The 20,380-nt window shown below is 71.2% G+C and carries 23 protein-coding genes; 12 read left to right on the forward strand and 11 right to left on the reverse strand.

Annotated elements, in window-relative coordinates; genetic code table 11:
• The first annotated feature begins 86 nt into the window (after positions 1 to 86).
• The 7 genes from AC0HS0_RS15695 to AC0HS0_RS15725 all read left to right on the forward strand — a co-directional run bounded on the left by AC0HS0_RS15695 (position 87) and on the right by AC0HS0_RS15725 (position 6,167).
• Complete coding sequence (locus tag AC0HS0_RS15695) at positions 87 to 386, forward strand: DUF5652 family protein (RefSeq protein ID WP_472965024.1); 300 nt, start codon at positions 87 to 89, stop codon at positions 384 to 386.
• 154 nt (positions 387 to 540) lie between these two features.
• Positions 541 to 1,932: a ferredoxin reductase family protein gene (locus tag AC0HS0_RS15700; RefSeq protein WP_472965025.1), complete on the forward strand. Its 1,392-nt coding sequence runs from the start codon at positions 541 to 543 to the stop codon at positions 1,930 to 1,932.
• Positions 1,933 to 1,948: 16 nt separating this feature from the next.
• Entirely contained in the window at positions 1,949 to 2,470 is a 522-nt protein-coding gene (locus AC0HS0_RS15705; RefSeq protein ID WP_472965026.1) for an FMN-binding protein, read from the forward strand.
• Positions 2,467 to 3,219 carry an FAD:protein FMN transferase gene (locus tag AC0HS0_RS15710; RefSeq protein ID WP_472965027.1) on the forward strand — a complete coding sequence of 251 codons (753 nt, stop codon included), beginning with the start codon at positions 2,467 to 2,469 and terminating at the stop codon, positions 3,217 to 3,219. Before AC0HS0_RS15705 ends, AC0HS0_RS15710 begins: the two co-directional genes overlap by 4 nt.
• Before the next feature lie 47 nt (positions 3,220 to 3,266).
• Complete coding sequence (locus AC0HS0_RS15715; RefSeq protein ID WP_472965028.1) at positions 3,267 to 3,950, forward strand: response regulator transcription factor; 684 nt, start codon at positions 3,267 to 3,269, stop codon at positions 3,948 to 3,950.
• Positions 3,947 to 5,170, forward strand: coding sequence for a sensor histidine kinase (locus AC0HS0_RS15720; protein ID WP_472965029.1), 1,224 nt, complete (start codon positions 3,947 to 3,949; stop codon positions 5,168 to 5,170). The genes AC0HS0_RS15715 and AC0HS0_RS15720 overlap by 4 nt, the downstream gene beginning before the upstream one ends.
• Before the next feature lie 58 nt (positions 5,171 to 5,228).
• Positions 5,229 to 6,167 carry a LysR family transcriptional regulator gene (locus tag AC0HS0_RS15725; protein ID WP_472965030.1) on the forward strand — a complete coding sequence of 313 codons (939 nt, stop codon included), beginning with the start codon at positions 5,229 to 5,231 and terminating at the stop codon, positions 6,165 to 6,167.
• Between the two features lie 63 nt (positions 6,168 to 6,230).
• On the opposite strand, the gene AC0HS0_RS15730 is transcribed toward AC0HS0_RS15725, so the two are convergent.
• The 5 genes from AC0HS0_RS15730 to AC0HS0_RS15750 all read right to left on the reverse strand — a co-directional run bounded on the left by AC0HS0_RS15730 (position 6,231) and on the right by AC0HS0_RS15750 (position 9,603).
• Positions 6,231 to 7,268 carry a YeiH family protein gene (locus AC0HS0_RS15730; RefSeq protein ID WP_472965031.1) on the reverse strand — a complete coding sequence of 346 codons (1,038 nt, stop codon included), beginning with the start codon at positions 7,266 to 7,268 and terminating at the stop codon, positions 6,231 to 6,233.
• A gap of 75 nt (positions 7,269 to 7,343) precedes the next feature.
• Positions 7,344 to 7,772 (reverse strand): DUF1801 domain-containing protein, encoded by a 429-nt coding sequence (locus tag AC0HS0_RS15735; protein WP_472965032.1) that lies wholly within the window; start codon positions 7,770 to 7,772, stop codon positions 7,344 to 7,346.
• Positions 7,773 to 7,835: 63 nt separating this feature from the next.
• Positions 7,836 to 8,159, reverse strand: coding sequence for a hypothetical protein (locus AC0HS0_RS15740; protein ID WP_472965033.1), 324 nt, complete (start codon positions 8,157 to 8,159; stop codon positions 7,836 to 7,838).
• Between the two features lie 118 nt (positions 8,160 to 8,277).
• Positions 8,278 to 8,574, reverse strand: coding sequence for a hypothetical protein (locus AC0HS0_RS15745; protein ID WP_472965034.1), 297 nt, complete (start codon positions 8,572 to 8,574; stop codon positions 8,278 to 8,280).
• A 105-nt stretch (positions 8,575 to 8,679) separates the two neighbouring features.
• The gene (locus AC0HS0_RS15750; protein WP_472965035.1) at positions 8,680 to 9,603 is read right to left on the reverse strand and encodes a S1C family serine protease; all 924 of its coding nucleotides are present in this window, start codon (positions 9,601 to 9,603) and stop codon (positions 8,680 to 8,682) included.
• A 270-nt stretch (positions 9,604 to 9,873) separates the two neighbouring features.
• Here AC0HS0_RS15750 and AC0HS0_RS15755 point away from each other — a divergent pair, with 270 nt between their 5' ends.
• The 5 genes from AC0HS0_RS15755 to AC0HS0_RS15775 all read left to right on the forward strand — a co-directional run bounded on the left by AC0HS0_RS15755 (position 9,874) and on the right by AC0HS0_RS15775 (position 14,748).
• A complete protein-coding gene (locus tag AC0HS0_RS15755) occupies positions 9,874 to 11,004 on the forward strand; it encodes an ABC transporter ATP-binding protein (protein ID WP_472965036.1) in 1,131 nt (376 codons plus the stop codon).
• Positions 11,001 to 12,209: an ABC transporter substrate-binding protein gene (locus AC0HS0_RS15760; RefSeq protein WP_472965037.1), complete on the forward strand. Its 1,209-nt coding sequence runs from the start codon at positions 11,001 to 11,003 to the stop codon at positions 12,207 to 12,209. The genes AC0HS0_RS15755 and AC0HS0_RS15760 overlap by 4 nt, the downstream gene beginning before the upstream one ends.
• Entirely contained in the window at positions 12,206 to 13,024 is an 819-nt protein-coding gene (locus tag AC0HS0_RS15765) for an ABC transporter permease (RefSeq protein ID WP_472965038.1), read from the forward strand. Before AC0HS0_RS15760 ends, AC0HS0_RS15765 begins: the two co-directional genes overlap by 4 nt.
• On the forward strand, positions 13,021 to 13,836 hold the full coding sequence (locus tag AC0HS0_RS15770) for an ABC transporter permease (protein WP_472965039.1): 816 nt from the start codon (positions 13,021 to 13,023) through the stop codon (positions 13,834 to 13,836). The genes AC0HS0_RS15765 and AC0HS0_RS15770 overlap by 4 nt, the downstream gene beginning before the upstream one ends.
• Positions 13,837 to 14,040: 204 nt before the next feature.
• The gene (locus AC0HS0_RS15775; RefSeq protein ID WP_472965040.1) at positions 14,041 to 14,748 is read left to right on the forward strand and encodes a hemerythrin domain-containing protein; all 708 of its coding nucleotides are present in this window, start codon (positions 14,041 to 14,043) and stop codon (positions 14,746 to 14,748) included.
• A 25-nt stretch (positions 14,749 to 14,773) separates the two neighbouring features.
• On the opposite strand, the gene AC0HS0_RS15780 is transcribed toward AC0HS0_RS15775, so the two are convergent.
• The 6 genes from AC0HS0_RS15780 to AC0HS0_RS15805 form a co-directional block, all read right to left on the reverse strand.
• Positions 14,774 to 15,355 carry a signal peptidase I gene (locus AC0HS0_RS15780; RefSeq protein WP_472965041.1) on the reverse strand — a complete coding sequence of 194 codons (582 nt, stop codon included), beginning with the start codon at positions 15,353 to 15,355 and terminating at the stop codon, positions 14,774 to 14,776.
• Positions 15,352 to 16,629, reverse strand: coding sequence for a hypothetical protein (locus AC0HS0_RS15785; protein WP_472965043.1), 1,278 nt, complete (start codon positions 16,627 to 16,629; stop codon positions 15,352 to 15,354). The genes AC0HS0_RS15780 and AC0HS0_RS15785 overlap by 4 nt, the downstream gene beginning before the upstream one ends.
• A gap of 136 nt (positions 16,630 to 16,765) precedes the next feature.
• The gene (locus AC0HS0_RS15790) at positions 16,766 to 17,338 is read right to left on the reverse strand and encodes an alternate-type signal peptide domain-containing protein (protein WP_472965045.1); all 573 of its coding nucleotides are present in this window, start codon (positions 17,336 to 17,338) and stop codon (positions 16,766 to 16,768) included.
• 559 nt (positions 17,339 to 17,897) lie between these two features.
• The gene (nagB, locus tag AC0HS0_RS15795) at positions 17,898 to 18,683 is read right to left on the reverse strand and encodes a glucosamine-6-phosphate deaminase (RefSeq protein ID WP_472965047.1); all 786 of its coding nucleotides are present in this window, start codon (positions 18,681 to 18,683) and stop codon (positions 17,898 to 17,900) included.
• Complete coding sequence (locus tag AC0HS0_RS15800) at positions 18,676 to 19,692, reverse strand: DUF4862 family protein (protein ID WP_472965049.1); 1,017 nt, start codon at positions 19,690 to 19,692, stop codon at positions 18,676 to 18,678. The genes nagB and AC0HS0_RS15800 overlap by 8 nt, the downstream gene beginning before the upstream one ends.
• A complete protein-coding gene (locus tag AC0HS0_RS15805; RefSeq protein WP_472965051.1) occupies positions 19,689 to 20,372 on the reverse strand; it encodes an N-acetylmannosamine-6-phosphate 2-epimerase in 684 nt (227 codons plus the stop codon). The genes AC0HS0_RS15800 and AC0HS0_RS15805 overlap by 4 nt, the downstream gene beginning before the upstream one ends.
• Positions 20,373 to 20,380 lie beyond the last annotated feature (8 nt).

The raw sequence follows: 20,380 nt of genomic DNA on the forward strand, positions 1-20,380 counted from the left end.
ATCCGCACATTCGTGCCACGAATGTCGGGATTCGTCACGAATCTTGCGGGCTTGCCGATGCCACACCGGAGCGGTGCAATGGAGGCATGAGAGAGAACTTCGATGCACCGCGCAGCTTCCGCGACATGCCGCCGGCGGGCCGCGGCCTCATCGTCGCGATCGTCGCCTGGAGTCTCGCCTGGAAGGGCGCCTCGCTCTGGCGCGCAGCGAGGAACGACAGCAAGCCGTGGTTCGTGACCCTGCTGCTGACGAACACACTGGGCGTCCTCGACATGGTCTACCTGTTCGGCGTCGGGCGGCGCGCCCGGTGGGAGCGACTGGACGAGGACGCCATCCGGGAGCTGACCGGCGAACCCGAGCAGGGAGCGCGCCCGCTGGACATGTGAGGACCGCACGCGGTCTCCGCGGTACAGCGCCACGACACCCGACGCCGCCGACGCCGGCGCCGACGCCGGTACGCGGCCGACTCCATAGCCGCTTCTTAGGCCGTTCTCAGCCCACGTAAGAATGCACAAAGATTCGCCCGCCATCGTTGGAGTCATGGCAGAGACCTGGGCCACCACGACGGCCCCCACGACGAACCCCGCGAGGCGACCGCGCCGCGGCACCGCGACGCGGCACCGACGCAGTGCGCGCACCGTGCGCGTCGCGCTCGTCGCGAGCGTCGTCGTGGTGCTCGGGATGTGGTGGTTCAGCGTTCCGGCGAGCTTCGCCTCCACCCCGGCGAACGCGATCACCTCCATCGGCGAGCTGAGCGGGATGGTCGGCGCGCTGCTGGTCTGCTATCAGGTGCTGCTGATCGCCCGGATCCCCTGGTTCGAGAACGCGGTCGGGCTCGACAAGCTCGTCTCGTGGCACCGGTCGCTCGGGGCCTCGGTGATCTTCCTCATCGTCGTGCACGTCGTCTTCATCGTGCTGGGCACGGAGGTGGTCGACAAGGCCACGCCGTGGGACGAGTTCTGGAACGTCTACTACTCCTACCCGGACATGTTCACCGCGCTGGTCGGCACCATCGCCTTCCTCGCGGTCGGGCTGAGCAGCGCGCGCCTGATCCGCACGAAGCTGTCGTACGAGGTCTGGTACTGGCTGCACGTCACCACCTATGTCGCGATCTTCCTCACCTTTCTGCACCAGCTGAGCGGCGGTGCGCATTTCGTCTCGAACCCGCTGAACCGGGTGCTCTGGATTGCGCTCTACCTCGGCACCGCCTCCGCCGTGCTGACCTGGCGCTTCATCCTGCCGACGATGGATGCCTGGCACCGGCGGATGCGCGTCGCCGCCGTCGTGCCGGAGGGCCACGGGCTCAACAGCGTCTGGCTCACCGGCCCGCACATCGACCGGCTGGGCGTGCGAGCGGGCAACTTCTTGCTGTTCCGGTTCGTCGCGTGGGGGCACCTCGGCACTGCCCATCCGTACTCGGTCTCGGCCGTGCCGTCGAACGACCACCTCCGGATCACCGTCGGCACACTCGGCGACCATTCCAGCCGGCTGGCCGCCCTCAAGCCCGGCACCCTGGTCTTCGCCGAAGGTCCATTCGGCCACTTCACCGCCGATCGGGCGAGCCGGGGCAAGATCCTCCTCATCGCCGGCGGCGCCGGCATCGGCCCGATCCGGGCCCTCGCCGAAGACCTGGTCGTCCGCGGCGCCCAGCCCGTCGTGCTCTACCGGGTCAGCCGCCCCGAACAGCTCGCGCTGCTGAACGAGCTCACCGCGATGCCGGGCGTCACCGTCTACCCGCTGGTCGGCCGCCGCGCCGAGCTCGGCTACGACCCGCTCGGCCCCGGCTACCTGAAGCGCATCATCCCGGACGCCCACAACTGGGAGGCCTTCATCTGCGGGCCGGAGGGCATGGCCGAGAACGTGGAGGCAAGCCTGAAGGAGCTGCGGATGCCCAAGCGTTTCATCCACCGAGAAGAACTGAGCATGTCATGAACAAATCGGAGCCCTCATGAATAACAAGGCCTGGAGGGGGACCATCCTGTTCGCCGTGATCCTCGTGACCATGGGTGCGACCGTGGGCCTCAAGCTGTACGGGGTGGGCGAGCAGGCCTCCAGCGCCCAGACCTCGGTGCACGTCTCGACCTCCGCGTCGGGCACGACGACCTCCAGCACGCCGAGCACGACCAGCACCCCGAGCGCGAGCGCGACGCCGTCGCCGAGCGCGACCGCTTCAGCGCCCGCCGCGTCGTCCGCGTCGGCCACCAAGACCGTCACCGGCACCGCCGTCGACACGCGCTACGGGCCGGTGCAGGTGAAGGTCACCTTCAGCGGCACCACGATCACCGCCGTCGACACCGTGCAGTACCCCAGCGAGAGCGGGCGCGACGTCGAGATCAACTCGCAGGCGCTGCCCATCCTGCAGCAGGAGACGCTGTCGAAGCAGTCGGCCCAGATCGACACGGTTTCGGGCGCGACCTACACGTCGGAGGGTTACATCCAGTCGCTGCAGTCGGCGATCGACCAGCGATGAGGTTCCTCGAGACCGTCATGGGCATCCCCATGTCGATCGACGTGCGCGACGTGCGCGACTCCACCGCAGCGGCCGAGCGCGCCTTCGCTGTGCTGCGGGAGGCGGACGAGCGCTTCAGCGCCTACCGGGCGGACAGCGAGCTCAGCCGTGTCAACGCGCGCGGTGGCTCGCTCGATGGCGTGAGCGACGACTTCCGGCAGGTCGTCGCGCTCGGGTCGGCGCTGGCCGACGCGTCGGGCGGCGCGTTCCGCATCCGCCGTCCGGATGGGAGCTGGGACCTCGACGGCGTCGTGAAGGGCTGGGCGGCCGACCGTGCCGCGCGCGTGCTCGCCGAGCAGGACTTCCGGAACCACTGCCTGAACGCAGGCGGCGACGTGGCCGTCGCGGGCAGCCCGGGCGACGGGAGGCCGTGGCACGTCGCCGTGCGCTCCCCCGACAGTGCGACCGAGCTGCTCGCGGTGCTGGAGGTCACCGACGGCGGCGTCGCGACCTCCGGCGCGTACGAGCGCGGCGCACACATCGTCGACGGTCGCACGGATGCGGCCGCGACCGGGCTGCGCAGCGCGACCGTCGTCGCCGACGACCTGACGACCGCAGATCTGCTCGCGACCGCCGTGTTCGCGCTCGGGCCGCACGGGGTGCGCTGGGCGCTCGGTCAGGGTGCGCGCGCCGTGCTGGCGGTGGCGACCGACGGAACCCTGCTGGGCGTCGGCGACCTGGCCTTCGCGCGGGCGGAGGACGACGGGTGAGCCCGTCTGGTCCGGAGGGCCCGGTGGGGGCCTCCTATGCTGTGGGCATGAGCGCCGCGTCACGCACCGAGGGCCCCCGCGTGCTCGTCGCCGAGGACGACAGCCGTCTCGCGGGCATGCTCGAGACACTGCTGCGCTCCGACGGCTACGACGTCGCGATCGCCCGCGACGGGCAGCGGGCGCTGCACCTCGGCCTCACCGAGACGTTCGACGCCGTCGTGCTCGACCGCGGCCTCCCTGCTGTCGACGGGCTCGGCGTGCTCGCCGGGCTGCGCAACAGCGGCGTGACCACTCCCGTCCTGATCCTCTCGGCGCTCGGCACAGCGCCCGACCGCGTCGACGGGCTCAACGCCGGCGCCGAGGACTACCTGGCGAAGCCGTTCGACATCGACGAGCTGCTGGCCCGGGTCCGCGCGCTCATCCGGCGCGCGTCGTCGAACGTGCCGACCGTGCGGTTCCCCGGTGGGAGGCTCGACGTCGGCAGTCGCACCGTGACGCTCGCCGACGGCGGGCGCACCGTGCTGTCCGACCGGGAGGCCGGCCTCCTCGAGCTGCTGGCCCGCCGTCCCGAGCAGGTCTTCTCGCGCGGCGTGCTGCTCGACGAGGTGTTCGCCGACGCCGACGACCCCGGCGTGGTCGACACCTACGTGCACCACCTCCGCAAGAAGTTCGGCCGCACCCTCATCGAGACCGTGCGCGGCGTGGGCTACCGGCTGGGCGGCCTGGAATGAGGGCGGACCAGCGCGAGCTGCGCGCGGCCTCCACCCGGCTGGCGGTGCAGTTCGCCCTCCTCATCGTGGCCCTGTTCGTGCTGCTGGGGGGCGTCGTCTACGTCGTCGTCTCGACCGGTCAGAACGAGGCCGCGCACCGTGCCCTCCAGGACGCCTCGATGGTCGACTCTGTGCACGACGCACCGCGGAACCTGTTGATCACGGTCGTGATGCCGGACGGCGGCAGGGACAGCTCGCCGCACCTCCCGAGCGGGCTGCCCGACGAGCAGGCGCTGCAGGACGTCGCCCAGAATGGCGGTTCGCGGCTCGCGACCGTCGTCGCCGGCGGCCAGAGCTACCTCACGCAGACCGATGTGCGGCGCGGCAAGGTCGTACAGGTCTCGTACGGGCTCGGCGAACAGGAGGAGGAGCTGGACCGGCTGTTGGTCGCCCTCGTGATCTCGGGCGTCATCGCGACCCTCGCGGCGGCAGGCATCGGCCTTCTGCTCGCCCGCCGCTCGATGCGCCCGATGTCGGAGGCGCTGGCGCTGCAGCGACGGTTCGTCGCCGACGCCGGGCACGAGCTGCGCACCCCGCTCACGCTGCTGAGCACGCGCGCGCAACTGCTGCGGCGGCGGCTGGCCTCCGGCGACGCCTCCGGGTCGGACGGCGACGTGCGCGAGGGGCTCGACGAGATCGTCGACGACAGCCGTGCGCTGACCGAGATCGTGGAGGACCTCCTCACCGCGGCCGATCCGCGCCAGAGCGCGGAGGCCGAGGGTGTCGACATCGGCGCGCTCGCGGCCGTCGTGGCGCGTTCGGCCGAGGGGCGGGCGCACGATCGCGGCCTGACGATCTCGACGGACGCAGTGGACGACGCCGTGGTCACCGGCGCGCCGGTCTCGCTGCGGCGGCTCATCGTCGCCCTGGTCGACAACGCGCTGGATCACGCGGTAACCCGCGTCGGCATCGCGGTGACGACGTCGCGTGACGAGGTGGTGCTCACGGTGTCGGACGACGGGCCGGGGTTCGCCGATGAGGAGCGCGCGTTCGACCGGTTCGCCTCCACGCGGGCGCCGGGCGCGGGCGACGGTGACGGCGCCGGTCACGAGCGGCACTACGGGCTCGGGCTGGCGCTCGTCGCGGAAGTGGTCGACCGGCACGGCGGTACCGTGTCGGCGGGCGGCGCTGCGGGCGGCGGCGCGGAGGTCGTGGTGCGGCTGCCGCGGGCCCGCGCGTGAGCGGGCTCGCGCGCCCCCAGAATGAAGGAGTGGTCAGCAGCGGATCGGGAGAACGGGCGTGACGGCGAGCATCCTGAGCCTGCGGCTGCTGGTGCAGGCGATCGAGCGGGGCAGCGTCTCGCAGGCGGCACGCGCGGTCGGCCTGACGCAGCAGGCGGCCTCCGCCCGGCTCGCCGCCCTGGAGCGCGAACTCGGCGTCGCCCTGATGGTGCGCAGTACGCACGGCACGCGGCCCACCGAGGCGGGCGCGCTGATCGCCGAATGGGCGGCGGAGGTGCTGGACGCCGCCGAACGATTCGACGCGAGCGTGCTGTCGCTGCGGGAGTCGTCGCAGGGCAGCCTCCGGATCGCGGCCAGCATGACCATCGCCGAGAACCTGGCGCCGCGCTGGCTGACGGCCATGCACGGCGAGTCGCCCGACCTGCGCATCGAGCTGACCGCCGCCAACAGCGAGGCGGTCGCGGCGGCCGTGCGCGGCGGCGCCGCCGCGATCGGCTTCATCGAGACGCCCGAGCTCCCCTCCGACCTGGAGGCCGCGACCATCGGCTCGGACGAACTCGTGGTCGTCGTCGGGCGCGGGCACCCGTGGGCGCGCCGCACGCGTGGTGTCTCGGTGGAGGAGCTCGCCCGCACACCCATCGTGGCGCGGGAGAGCGGCTCCGGCACCCGGCTCGCCTACGAGCGCGCCGCCGCCGACGCCGGCCACCCTCCCGTGCGGCCCGCGCTGGAGCTCTCGTCGACGAGCGCCATCCGTGCCACGACCGCGGCCGGCGACCACCCGGCCGTGCTCAGCATCCTCGCCGTACGCGAGCAGCTCGCGGCCGGGACGCTCGTGAAGGTGCCGGTGCGGCAGCTGCGGATCGTACGGCCTCTCACAGCGGTGTGGCGGCGCAGCAACGCGGGGCTGCCGAGTGCGGTGCGGCGGCTGCTGGAGGTCGTAGGAGCCGCGCGGGCAACGGAGGAGACGCGGCGCGCAGAGCAGCCGGAAAGCAGCTGACGGAGGAGAACGGCCGGGTTCGAGGGCGCAGGTCCTCCGTTCACGACGGCTGGAGCGCGCCGCTCAGAGCTGACCGGTCAGCGCCAGCACCGCCAGGCTGGTGACGGCGACCAGGGTCGAGAGGATCCCGCCCAGGAGCAACGGCCTCCACCCCGCGCGCCGGATGGCGCCGATGTCGGTCGAGAGGCCGATGCCGGCGAGCGCGACCGACACCAGGAACACGCTGACCGTCACGAGCGCGTCGTGCACGCCGCCCGGGATGGGCACCACCGAGTTCGCCGCCGCGACCACGAGGAAACCGACCAGGAACCACGGCACGAGCCCCACGATCCGCCGGGCGGTGAGCGGCGCCCCGGCGTTGCGCCTCCGGTGCTCGACGACGGCGAGGGTGACGCTGATCGGGATGATCATGAGCGTGCGCACCAGCTTGACGACGACCGCGAAGCCCAGGGCGGAGGTCGCGAACAGGCTCGCCGCCGCCACCACCGAGCTCGTGTCGTTGACCGCCGTTCCGGCGAAGAGGCCGAACGCGTGCGGCGTCATCCCGAGCGCGTGGCCGATCAGGGGGAAGACGAGCACAGCGACGGCGTTGAACAGGAAGATCGTCGACACGGCGTACGCGATCTCCGCGCTGGCCGCCCCGATGATCGGCGAGACCGCGGCGATGGCGGACGCGCCGCAGATCCCCGTGCCGACCCCGATGAGCGTGCGCTCGCGGCTCGGGATGCGCAGCGCCTTGCCGATGAGCCAGGCTGCCAGCAGACACACGGCGAGCGTCGTCAGCATGACCGGCAGCGACTGCACGCCGACGACGAGGATGCTCGACAGCGACAGCTGCACCCCGAGCAGCACGACCGCGAGCTGGAGCACGAACTTGCCCGAGTAGGCGACGCCTGGCGCGAAGCGACCGGCCGGCCGGCGGACGACACCCACGATCACACCGATGATCAGCGCTGGCAGTGCGCTGCCGAGCGCCGGCACGAACCGGGAGACCACCGTTGCGAGGAGGGCGATCACGACGGTGATCGCGACGCCGGGGGCGACCTCCACCGCGCGCGTCGTCAGTCGGGTCGGGAGGGTGCGGGCGGGGGCGAACTGCATGTGTTCGAGCCTGGTGGATCGAGGGGGTCGACCGCTACTCGCAGTGAGTTGTGAGGCTACAACGGCTGTTTGTGACTAGCGTCGCCTGCCGCCCACCCCGGGAACCGACGCGACCTGCCGCATCCACTCGCCCACCTGGCGTTCGTCGAGTTCGTCGATCGAGCGCAGTTCGACGCCCCGGGTCGCCTTCCCCATGCCGATCGGTGTCACCGGCGGCACAGGATCCAGCGTCACGCCGTTGATGAACATGACTTTGACATGGTCATCGAAGCCGCCGCAGCAGAAACACCAGCCGTCCCCGACGCCGTAGTACGACATCCCCCACTTGATGGACCGTTGCAGGTTCGGGAGCGTCCGCGCCGCCAGCGCGTCGACCGCTTCGGCGATGCCGCGCTGCGGCTGCGGGAGGCTCGCGATGTAGGCGAAGACCGGCTTGTCGCCGACGGCCGCTTTGGCAGGGCTGGCGCGGCCGGTCATGGCGTGCGGGAGGTCGTCGGGGCTCATGCAAGGATCGTAGGTCCTCGCCTCAGCCGAAGGGTACCGCCAGCCTCTTCCTCTGCAGCGCCCCTACCGGGAGGTCCGCGCACCTCCACGATTCGAACAGCGGACCGCGCCGAACGGGTCGACCGTGAGCACGATGGTGTAGCGCGTGCGGTTGACCAGGCGGTAGATGACGACGATGAGCCAGAGACCGGCGGTGAGCAGGGTGAGCACCGTGTTCCAGAACCAGCCGATCCGCGTGTTCTTGGTCAGAGTCGCCGTCGAGGCGAACACGGACTCGGCGGTGTAGCCCTGGGCGACGTAGCGGGCGACCTCTGCGCTGAGGGCGAGCCGCTGCTGGTCGGTGCTGATCGGCGTGGCGACGCTGCCGGCCGAGAGGGATGGGGACACTCGGGCTCCTTTCTGTGAGCGCTCACATCCTAGCCAGAGGGGTCGGTGGCGCGCCCAGCCGTGTTCAGGTGGTAGAACGAGCGGTCGGGGGGCGACGCGGTTCTGATGCCGCCGACGCCTACCGTGAGGTGCGAGCGCCGCCGCGATTCGAGCGGCGCACGCGCCCGGACGGGTCGACGGTGAGAACGATCGTGTAGCGCTTGCGGTTGACCACGCGATAGATGACGACGATGAGCCACAGGCCTGCGGTGAGCAGGGTGAGGATCGTGTTCCAGAACCAGCCGATCCGCTTGTTCTTGGTGAGGGTAGCCGTCGCGCCGACCACGGACTCGACCGCCCAGCCGTCGGAGACGTAGCGGGCGACCTCCGCGCCGAGGATCGCCTGCTGCTGGTCGGTGCTGATCGGGTCGGACACGGACGCTCCTTCTGGTCGGTCCCGTCAGCCTAGTGGGCCATCATTTGCCGCAAATGTTGCGTCTGGGACCGCCTAACGCCACATTTGGCGCAAATCCGGGCTCCGCTATGCGTCGGCGAGCTCGGTGGGCTCCACGATCGCGTCGACGAGGGCGCCGTTGCGCCACACGGTGAGCTCGAGGCGGCGGCCGATCGTGCTGGCGATCATGAGGCGCTGGAGGTCGGCGACCGCGTGGATGCGCATGCGGTCGAGCGAGATCAGCACGTCGCCCGGGCGGATGCCAGCGAGGTCGGCCGGGCTGTCCGGAACCACCGACATCACCTGGATCCCAGTGCGGGCTCCCGCCTTGCGGGCGACGTCCGGCTGGAGGGCGATCTCGGCTCCCGCGATGCCGAGCCAACCGCGGCGCACGCGGCCCTCGCGCATCAGCGTGTCCATGATCTGCCTGCTGGTGGCGTTGATCGGCACAGCGAGGCCGAGGCCGGTTCCGGCGACGGCGGTGTTCACCCCGATCATGCGCGCGGAGCTGTCGGCGAGCGCTCCCCCGCTGTTGCCGGGGTTGAGGGCGGCGTCCGTCTGGATCACCTCGTCCACCACGCGGCCCGCCCGGGTGGGCAGCGAGCGGCCGAGTGCCGAGACGATGCCGGCGGTCACGCTTCCCGCCAGGCCCAGAGGGTTACCGACCGCCACCACGAGCTGGCCGACCTGGAGCGCAGCGGCGTCCCCGAGTTCGACGGCCGCGGGGGTCGCGGCGTCAGCCTCCAAGATGGCCAGGTCGGAGAGAGGGTCGCGCCCGACGACACGAGCGTGCACGCGGGTGCCGTCGCCGAAGGCGAGATCGACTCGGGTCGCGCCCTCCACGACGTGCGCGCTGGTGAGGAGATGGCCCTGCGCCGAGACGACGGTTGCGCTGCCGAGGCCGACACCGCGGGAGGTGCGCGCGGTCACCGCGGCGACGGCCGGCCCGACCGCGGCGGCGACGCGCACCACCACCGCCGAGTAGGCGTCGAGGGCGTCGGCATCCGTCATGAGTCGAGTGTGCGCCTCCCGCGCGACGTTGCTCCCGTCGTTCGCCCACGGCGCACCCGGCAGACATTCGTCACGAATGCGCACATTCGTGGCACGAATCTCGGGATTCGTGACGAATGTCCGGCTCCTCGCACCGAAGATTCCGATGGCGAGAGGGCACTCGCGCGGCGGGAATCGACATTCTGCATGAGAAATCGCTTCGGATCGCGTAGCGCAAGCGAACTCCACGTGCATAGGATTAGCCCCGCCCACCGTCGAAGGAGACTGGATGTGAGCGAGCAGCCCGCCATCAGGCTGACCGGTTTGACCAAGCGTTTCGGATCGGTCGCCGCCGTCGACCACCTCGACCTGGAGATCGCCGCAGGCGAGTTCTTCTCGATGCTCGGACCGTCGGGCTCGGGCAAGACCACCGTGCTGCGGTGCATCGCGGGCTTCGAGCAGCCGACCTCCGGCACGATCGAGCTGTTCGGCCAGGACGTGACGAGCAGGCCGGCCGCCGCCCGCGACGTCAACACCGTCTTCCAGGACTACGCGCTGTTTCCGCATATGTCTGTCGTGGACAACGTCGCCTACGGCTTGCGGGTCCGCGGCGTCAAGCGGTCCGAGCGGCGCAGGAGAGCGCTGGACGCCCTCGCCTCCGTGCGGCTGGAGGGGTTCGCCGACCGCAAGCCCGCCCAGCTCTCCGGCGGCCAGCGTCAGCGCGTGGCGCTCGCCCGCGCGACGGTCGTACAGCCCAAGGCGCTCCTGCTCGACGAGCCGCTCGGCGCCCTCGACCTCAAGCTCCGGCAGCAGATGCAGGTCGAGCTCAAGCAGCTCCAGCACGAGCTGGGCATCGCGTTCGTCTTCGTCACCCACGACCAGGACGAAGCGCTCACGCTCTCCGACCGCATCGCGGTCTTCAACAACGGCCGGATCGAACAGCTCGGCACCCCGCGCGAGCTTTACGAACACCCCGTCTCCCGGTTCGTCGCCGACTTCGTCGGCACCTCCAACCTGTTCGACCAGGAGCACGCGTGGAACATCCTCGCCCGGCGCGGCGAGTTCTCGATCCGGCCGGAGAAGCTGGCTCTGCACACGGTGCCCGACACCTCCGGCGCGCCCACCGCAGCCGGCACGCTCGTCGAGTCGGTGTACGCCGGCAACAGCACCCGGCGGGTGGTCGACCTCGACGCCGGCCTTCGGATCTCGGTGCTGGAGAGCAACGACCGCACCCACCGCACGGAGCTCGACCGCGACACCCGGGTGCACATCTCGTGGAATGACGACGACCTCCGGGAACTCACCCCGGCCTCCCCCGACTCCGAACCCGAACCCGAATCGGAGTCGAGGCAGACCGAGACCGAGCCCGAGACAGCAGACGTACCTCGCAGCAGAGGTGTAGAAGAGAGGCAAGACTCATGATTCGTGGAACGAAGCGCCTCGCGCGCTCGGCCGCCGCGGTTGCGGCCGTCTCCGCCGCCATCCTGGTGCTGGCCGGCTGCTCCGGCGGCGGCAACTCGGGAGGCTCTGCCGGCTCGGTTCCGAACGTCCCGATGGCGAAGAAGCTCGGGGCGAACGAGAGCCAGCTCAACCTCATCGTCTGGGCGGGTTATGCCGAAGACGGCACGAACGATCCGAGCGTCGACTGGGTCACTCCGTTCGAGAAGAACACCGGCTGCCAGGTCAACGCGAAAGTCGCCGGCACCTCCGACGAGATGGTGCAGCTCATGCGCACCGGTGACTACGACGGCGTCTCCGCCTCCGGCGACGCCACCCTGCGCCTGGTCTACGGCGGTCAGGCCGCGCCGGTGAACACCAAGCTCGTCCCCAACTACTCGACCGTCTCCAGCTTCCTGAAGGACAAGGCCTGGAACTCGGTCGACGGCCAGATGTACGGCATCCCGCACGGCTGGGGCGCGAACGTGCTCATGTACAACAAGGCGGACGTGACCCCGGCGCCCGACTCCTGGTCGGCCGTCTTCGACGACGCCTCGCAATACACCGGCAAGGTGACGGCCTACGACTCGCCGATCTACATCGCCGACGCCGCCCTCTACCTGCAAGCGCACGACAAGTCGCTCGGCATCAAGGACCCGTACTCGCTGACCGAGAAGCAGCTCGACGCCGCCGTCTCCCTGCTGAAGAAGCAGAAGGCCTCTGTGGGCGAATACTGGTCGGACTACACCAAGGCTGTGCAGTCGTTCGAGTCGGGCAGCAGCGTGGTCGGAACCTCCTGGCAGGTCATCGCCAATCTGATCCAGGGCGACGGCAAGGTGCAGGTCGGAACGACGGTCCCCAAGGAAGGCTCCACCGGCTGGTCGGACACCTGGATGATCTCCTCCAAGGCGAAGCACCCGAACTGCATGTACCAGTGGATGAACTGGATCACCTCTCCGAAGGTCAACGCCGAGGTCGCGGAATGGTTCGGTGAGGCTCCCGCCCAGACCAAGGCGTGCGAGCAGACTCAGGACCCGAACTTCTGCGCCACCTACCACGCCACCGACGCCGACTACGCGTCGAAGATCCACTACTGGACCACGCCGCAGACGAAATGCGTCGACGGCAGCGGGAACGACTGCACCGCGTACAGCGAGTGGGTGACCAAGTGGCAGGAGATCAAGGGGTGAGGGCGCGCCTGAGCCTCCTGCTCGGGCCTCCCCTGCTCTGGCTCGTCGTCATCTACCTCGGCTCGATCGCCGTCCTCCTGGTCTCGTCGTTCTGGGCGGTGAACGGCTTCACGGGGGCGGTGGAGCCGACCTTCACCCTCCAGAACTACGCGACGCTGGTCACCGACCCGCTCTACGGGACGGTCGCGCTGCGGACGCTGCTGGTGGCTCTCGGCGTGACGCTCATCGACGCCGTGGTCGCGTTCCCGATGGCTCTCTACATCGCGAAGGTGGCCCGGCCGAGCCGGCGCGCGATCTATCTCGTCGCGGTGACGACCCCCCTCTGGGCGAGCTACCTGGTCAAGGCGTACGCGTGGCGCATCCTGGTCGAACCGGGAGGCCCGATCGCGGTCGCGACGGGTGGCTACACGCCCGGGTTCGGCCTCCCGGCGACGATCATGACGCTGGCCTACCTCTGGCTGCCGTACATGATCATCCCGGTGTACGCCGGCTTCGACCGGGTTCCCGACTCGCTGTTCGAGGCGAGCTACGACCTGGGCGCGTCGACGTGGCGCACGATCCGCACGGTCGCGTTCCCGTTGGTGTTCCCGGCGATCGTGGCCGGCTCGATCTTCACCTTCGCGCTGAGCTTCGGCGACTACATCGCGGTCGGGATCGTGGGAGGCAAGACGCAGTTGCTCGCCAATCTGATCTACGGCCAGCTGGTCACGGCGAACAACCAGCCGCTCGCGGCCGCCCTGTCGGTCATCCCGCTCGTCGCGGTCGTGCTCTACCTGCTGGCGGTCCGGCGCACGGGGGCATTGGAGAACGTATGAAGCTGCTCTCGACGCCCGCGCGCATCGTCGTGGGACTCTGCATGGCCGTCGGCCTGGTCGTCCTCTACGTGCCGCTGCTGCTGATCGTGCTGAACTCGTTCAACAGCTCGCGCACGTTCTCGTTCCCGCCTCCCGGGTTCACGCTGCAGTGGTGGGTGGACGCATTCCACTCGCGCGGAGCGGCGGACGCGCTCGCGACCTCGGTGATCGCGGGACTGTGCGCGTCGGCGATCGCGCTGGTGCTCGGGACGATGGCCGCGTTCGCCGTGCAGCGGTTCCGGTTCTTCGGGCGCCAGAGCATCAACTTCCTGGTGGTGCTGCCGATCACCCTCCCCGGCATCGTGACCGGCATCGCGCTCGCGTCGACGTTCACGACTGTGCTCGGCCCGGTCGGCGTGACGCTCGGGCTGGCCACGGTCATCATCGGACACGCCACGTTCTGCATCGTCATCGTCTACAACAACGTGCAGGCCAGGTTGCGACGGATGGGGACCTCCCTCGAGGAGGCCTCCGGCGACCTCGGCGCGCGCGGCTGGCAGACGTTCCTCTGGGTGACGCTGCCGCAGGTGCGCGGTGCGCTTGCGGCCGGCGTGCTGCTGGCGTTCGCGCTGAGCTTCGACGAGATCGTCGTCACGACGTTCACCGCAGGACCGGCCGTGCAGACCCTCCCGATCTGGATCTTCCAGAACCTGTTCCGGCCGAACCAGGCGCCGGTCGTGAACGTGGTGGCGGCGGTCCTGACGATTCTCGCCATCATCCCCGTGTGGCTCTCGCAGCGCCTCGCCGGCGACTCCGTGTCGAGCCGCGTCTGACGCGGTCCTGGCCTCCGACATTCGTCACGAATACGCAGTTTCGTGGCACGAATGTCGACATTCGTGACGAATCTCCGAAGGCGCCCGCGAGCTACGGCAGTTCCTCGCCCGCTACCAGGAGGCGGTCGACCGGCTCGCGCAGAGCTACTAGCGAGCACGAAAGGGGGAGCGCGCAGACCCGCCCGGCCGACGTAGAGTGCCCGCATGTCAGCCACCTCCCTCCCCGCGTCGGGCGAACCTCCCCTCGACGGACCCAAGACCTGCGACGCGAGCGGAATGGCCGAGATCCACCGGCTGTTCCGCCACTCGTTCGGCGAAGCCCGCGGCCTGGTCGACGGCGTCGCGGACGGCGACACCGCTCATGCGGATGTCGTCGCGGCGCAGCTCTCGCTGATCTCGCTCTCGCTGCACGCCCACCACGAAGCGGAGGACGAACGCCTCTGGCCTGCGATCGACGAGCGCGCTCCCGCGTGCGCCGCCCACGTCGAACGGATGAAGCAGCAACACGCGGCGATGCTCGTGCAACTGAACGCGCTCGACGCTGCACTACCCGCCTGGCAGGCGGCCCCGGCCCCTACCACGGCCGCGCCCGTGCACAGTGCGCTCGACGGAATCAACAGCGCCCTCGGTGTGCACCTTCCCGACGAGGAGGCGAACATCGTCCCGGTCATGGAGCACACGATCACCGAGCGCGAGGTGGAGTGGTTCGCCAAGCACGGGCGAGCCAACACACCGAAAGGCCAGAACTGGAACATGCTTGGCGCCATCCTCGCCTCGCAGCCCGACGGCGGCGACGAGTGGATGAAGAAGCACCTCCCCGGTCCGGTCACGCTGATCTGGCGATGGGTCGGGGCGCCGAAGTATCGCAAGTATCGGGCCGAACTCGAAGGGAGTGCGGCGCCGCGAGCGTGAGCGGGGTGGGCCGCGGCCGCCGGAGCTACGGCACTCGCGCGCGTCTGCGCACGGCGACCACAGCGCCGCGCACGATCAGATATCCCGCGTAGGCGAGCAGGAGGACGCCGACGGCAGGGAGGATCCAGGAGCGCTGGCCCTGGTCGAGGGCGCTGTTCACGTAGCCGAGCAGCGGGATGCTGTACCAGACCTCACCGCGCACCTGGTCGGCGATCACGGGAGGGTCGGCCGCGGCATTGTTGTCGCCTTTCGTCGTGAAGGTGAGGCCGCCGGTGGTGGAGTGCGTGATCGCGATGACGCGGTGCGAGATGACCTCGGGCTCCCCGGACTGGAGCTGGTAGGTCACGACGTCGCCGACACGGATGTCGGCCGCCGGCAACGGCTTCACTACGACAAGGGTCCCGGGAGGGAGGGTCGGCTCCATCGACGAAGTCAGAATCGTCAGGGGAACAGCGCCGGCGATCCGCGGCACGACGACGGCGACGATGGCGAGCAGCAGCACGAGGCCCAGGAGGCCCGCGCTCAGGCCGATGCCGACGTACTCGAGAAGGGTCTCCGGTCGCCGTCGGCGGGGGCGCACGACGCTGGCGCGAGTGATCGTCGTCACGGCGTCACCGCCACGAGCGTGAACCGCTGCGATGCGGCCGTCGCCGAGCAGGTGGCGGCCCGCAGCTGGCCTCCCGCGCCTGCGTCGAGGCAGACGGTGGTGCCGTTTCCGGAGGGCGTGGCCGCGAACTGGAAGAGCCCGTTCGAGAGCGCGGTGGTCGTCCACTGGGCCCGGGTCTGGCCCGCGTTGGTGCCCAGCTGCAGCACGGCGTTCGGCGGCGAGCCCGCGACGGTCCAGTAGTACTGGGGCGAGGTCGGGCTCGGCTTCGCCGACGTGACGGCGCCTGTGGTGTTCGCGGCGGGCAGCCTCCACGCCTGGCCGCCGGCGGCAGTCGTCGCCACGCACGCTGTCTGGGTCACGGCGGTCCCGCTGCCGAGTCCACCGGCCGGCACCGACGCGCACGACCCGGTCGCCGCGCTCACCACCTGGTACCAGGTGGTGGACGCGATCGGCGCCGAGACGGCGACGGCGGTGGAGGCCGCCGAGACGTTCCCTGCCGCGTCGGACGCCGTGACCGTGATGCTGTGGTTGCCCGGCGGCAGCGGGAGGGTCGCCGTCGTCGACGGCGCCGCCACGGTCGCGACCGCCGTGCCGTCGCGGACGATCCGGTAGCTCGTGACGCCGACGTTGTCGGTGGACGAGAACGCCAGCGTCGCCGAAGTGGCCGTCGACGAGGTCAGCGAGAGCGTCGGTGTCGACGGGGCGATGTCGTCGGCGAACGACTGCGTCGCGGCGACCGACGCACTGCTCGTCCAGGTGCCCGCCGTGACGACCGAGGTGATGGTGAGGGCCACGGCCGCGCCACTGGCTATCCCGGAGGCGGAGGCGACGTTCATCGCCGAGCGGATGCAGTACGCGCTCGTCCCGCCCGGGGCGATCGTGCCGGTGAGGGGGATGCCCGCGGCCGACGCCCACGTGGAGGTGTACGCGCCGACGGGGACCGTCGCAACCGCCGTGCAGGACGCGACGCTCGCGACCGGCCACACCGTGATCCCGATGGCGCGCGCGAGCGCGGACGAACTCCCGGAGCCGAGGGTCACGGCCGAGCTCAGCGCGCTGGTGACCGTGCCCGTGTTGGTCACGAGCACGCCTCCCGTCGTGGTGGTCTGGCCCGAGCGGAACGTGAACGCGAGCGTCGGCCCCATCGTCTCGGTGAGCGAGACCGTCCCTCCCGTGACCGTGCCGGCGTTGGAGGCGGCGGCGCCGTTCCAGAGGGCGTAACTGCCCGCGCCGGGGAGGGCGGCGAACGCGGTCGACCCGATCAGGGCGGCCACGCCCGCGAGCAGCAGCGGAATGCGCCGGCGCGCAGCGGAGGGCCGCGAGCCCGGGCGGCTGTGTGCCCGGTGCCTCGCGCCCCTCCGGCCGCCCGCCATGACTTCGCGCCTCCGCCGCGTCGCTCGCGCCGCCGGGTTACTGCTGCTGCAGCGAGATGGCCAGCTTGGTGAGATCGACCGTTCCGCCCTGCGCGGTGGTGCCCGAGGTGGTCGCGTCGAAGGGCAGTGTCACGACGACGGTGACCGTGGTGGTGGCGGCCAGGCCGGCGACCTTGTAGGTGTTCGGCGTCGCCGTCGCGGTGATGCCCGTGGGCAGCGCGCCCGGGATCGTGACGGTCAATCCGCTGGTCAGCGCGGCGGCGAGCTGGGCGCTCGCGGTGCCGGTGCCGGCCTTGATGGAGGTCGGGTCGACCGTGAGCAGCGCGCTCAGGTTGTCGCCGGTCGCCGACAAGTCGACCTTCTGCGTGAAGGTCAGCACGTCGCCGGGGACGGCGCGGAAGCTGGAGATGGTGATCGGGGAGGCCGCGCCGCTGCCGTGCGCGGCGGTCCAGGTGCCGGTGCCGTTCGGGACGATGGTCATCGTGCCGGACTGGACGGTTCCGGCGGCGGCCGTGGCCGAGCCGTTCCAGAGGGCGAAGGACCCGGCGCCGCTGAGGAGGAGGGCGATGCCCACGGCTCCGGCGATGGCGCCCTTGGTGAACCTGTTCATGGGGAGTGCTCACATTCTGTTCGGGTCGAGTCCCGGGCAGGCGCGAGCGCGCGCTCGACGATGAGCGCGTCACAGGCACGCCGTTCGGGTCGACGTCGGTGATGCGGAGTGCCCCGTCGGTCAGGGCCGCCCTCTAGGGTCGGGCGTGGTGCTGTGCTCCGGCGGGGAGGGTCGGATCCCCGTCGTCGAGCCACCTGCGACCGATTTTCGGGTGGGTCGCACCGGCTCGACGACGACACTAGCGTGTCGGTCAAATGGAGGACAACGGGTGGGGTACACCCAGAACGAGGGGGCCGGTCAGGGGCGCTGGTGCGTGCGCTTCATCCGGAGAATGGGAGCGACACGCCAGGGAGGACGCCGCAACTCCGGAGGATTGTGCCGCGGGAGGGCGGATCTCCGGAGTTGCTCGCCCCGCCGATCACGGTCGCTGTCCCGAGGTTCACATCCGGAGATTGCCGCAAGGGCGGCCCGGATCTCCGGAGTTACGGAGCGGGAGCCGGCGAGTCGCGCGGAATCTCCGGAGTTGCCGACCGCGTGCGGACGCGTCGTCGGCAGCCGGTCAGGGGCGCTGCCAGGCCGGCTTGTTCGCGTAGGCGTGCCGGTAGTACGCGGCGTTCGCCAGCCGGGAGGCCGCCTCTTCGTCGACGAGCACGGTGACCGTCGGGTGCAGCTGGATGGCGGAGGCCGGGTTCGCGGCGGTCACAGGACCCTCGACCGCCGCCGCCACGGCGGCCGCCTTCTCGGCGCCGAACGCCAGCAGCATCAGGTGACGGGCGCGCAGGATGGTGCCGACGCCCTGCGTGATGCAGTGCAGCGGGACGTCGTCGGGCGCGTCGAAGAACCGGGCGTTGTCCGCGCGAGTCTGCTCGGTCAGCGTCTTGACGCGCGTCAGCGACGCGAACGACGAGCCCGGCTCGTTGAAGCCGATGTGGCCGTCGGTGCCGATGCCGAGCAGTTGGAGGTCGATGCCGCCGGCCTCCCGGATCGCACACTCGTACTCGGCCCCGGCGTCGGCGATCGTCTCGGGCGACCCGTCTGGCACGCGCACGAGCGCCGGCGTGAGGCCGATCGGGTCGACGGCCTCCCGGCGGATCACCGAGCGGTACGACTCGGGATGCCCGGCCGGCAGACCGACGTACTCGTCGAGGGCGAAGGCGCGGACGTGCGACACGTCGACGCGGTCGGCCGCCGCCGCCGCGGCCAGTGCGCGGTAGGCGGGGAGCGGCGTGGAGCCCGTCGCGAGGCCCAGCACCGCGTCGGGCTTGCGGTCGATCAGGGCGACGATCGCGTCGGCGGCGAGCGCGCCGGCGGTCTCGCGGTCGGGGACGATGATCACTTCAGCCAACGAGGGCCTCCTTCTGCTGCGCATCGTTCGTCCGAGCGGCCCGAGCCACGGCCTCCGCCAGCAGCCGGGAGGCCGCGGCGATCATCGCCAAGCGCGGCGCGATCGGCGCGGCGGCGTCGGCCCAGCCGAACTTGACCCCGGTCCAGGCGGCCGGCCCGGCGGCCGTGACGGCGTCCTCCAGGTGCGCAGCGGTCAGCAGGGAGGTCGGCTCACCGTGCGGCCAGCCTGCGGCGGGAGCGAGCGGGTGGTGCGCGTCGGCCCACGGGCCGCCGAATACGGTGGCGGCGGGCGAGGCGCCCGAGAGCATCAGTCCGTGCAGGCGTCCGGCGGCGGCCACCTGCGCGATCTGACCGGCGACGCGGTCGGCGTCGCGCAGCTCGATCGCCGAGCGCCCCCAGTTGACGCTCATGCCGACCGAGCCCGGGAGGCCTTCGAGCGCGGCGAGCTCGTCCTCCACGGTCAGGAACCCCTTCTCGGGACGCCGGCCGAGGACGAAGGCGTCGCAGTGCTCGACGACGATCGCCGCGCCGTCCCAGCCGCCCGCGTCGAGCAGCTCGGTCAGCGAGGCGCGCAGGGCGTCGACCGATGCGGCGTCCGCCGGAGCGTGGAGCGTCGGCGCGCTGTGCAGCTCGACCGCGACCACGGCGGCACGTCCGCAGGCGTCGTCGAGGCGCCGGGCGCCGTCGCGCAGGGCGAGCGCTTCGCGCACGGCGGCACGCCGTCCCTCCGGGTCGGTGGAGGCCAGCCCGAACCCGGGCTCGGCCGCCAGCCGGCGCATCGTGCCCGGGATGCCGGTCAGCACGGCGTCGAACCGTCGCGGGAAGTGCTCCAGCAGCCAGTTGTCGTCGTGCGGGTGCAGGGAGCCCAGCCACGGCAGCTCGAGGCCGCCCACATCCGCGACGGCGTCGAGGCCGTGGAAGAACTCCCCCTCGGCCGCCGCATCCCAGTGCGCGTGCGCGGGAGATGCGGCGTACGCGCCGACCAGGACGCCGGACCGCACCCCGCTCATGCCCGCACCGCCTCGGCGAACCAGCGCGTGATCGACGCCGGGTGCGTGATCGCCGTGCCGACGACGACCGCGTAGGCGCCCGCCGCCACCGCCTCCGCCGCCTGGGCAGGTGTGTGGATGCGGCCCTCGGCGATCACGGGGAGCTCGACGGCCTCCGCGATCGCGGCGATCAGCTCGATGTCGGGGCCGGCCGGCTTCGGGCGGTCGGGGGTGTAGCCGGCGAGGGTCGTGCCGACGCAGTCCGCGCCCGCGTCCGCCGCCGCGACGGCGTCCTCCAGCGAACCCGTGTCGGCCATCACGAGGGCGCCGGTCTGGTCCTTCAGCCGCCGGATCGTCTCGGCGAGGGTGAGGCCGTCGGGGCGCGGCCTACGGGTGCCGTCGAGCGCGACGATGTCGGCTCCGGCCGCGTGCACGCCGATCGCGTGGCGCAGCGTCGGCGTGATGAAGACGTCGTCGTCGCCGGCCTTCCACAGCCCGATCAGCGGGAGGTCGACGCGCTCGGCGATGAGCGCGATGTCGCCGAGCCCCTGCGCGCGGATGCCGACCGCGCCGCCGGCCAGGGCGGAGGCCGCCACCTGCGCCATCGTCTCCGGGCTGCGCATCGGCTCCCCCGGGTAGGCCTGGCAGGAGACCACGAGCCCGCCGCGAAGCGCGCCAATCGGATCAGGACGTCCAGTCATATCTCTCT

This window comes from Leifsonia sp. PARNA 1/14, assembly GCF_055720965.1.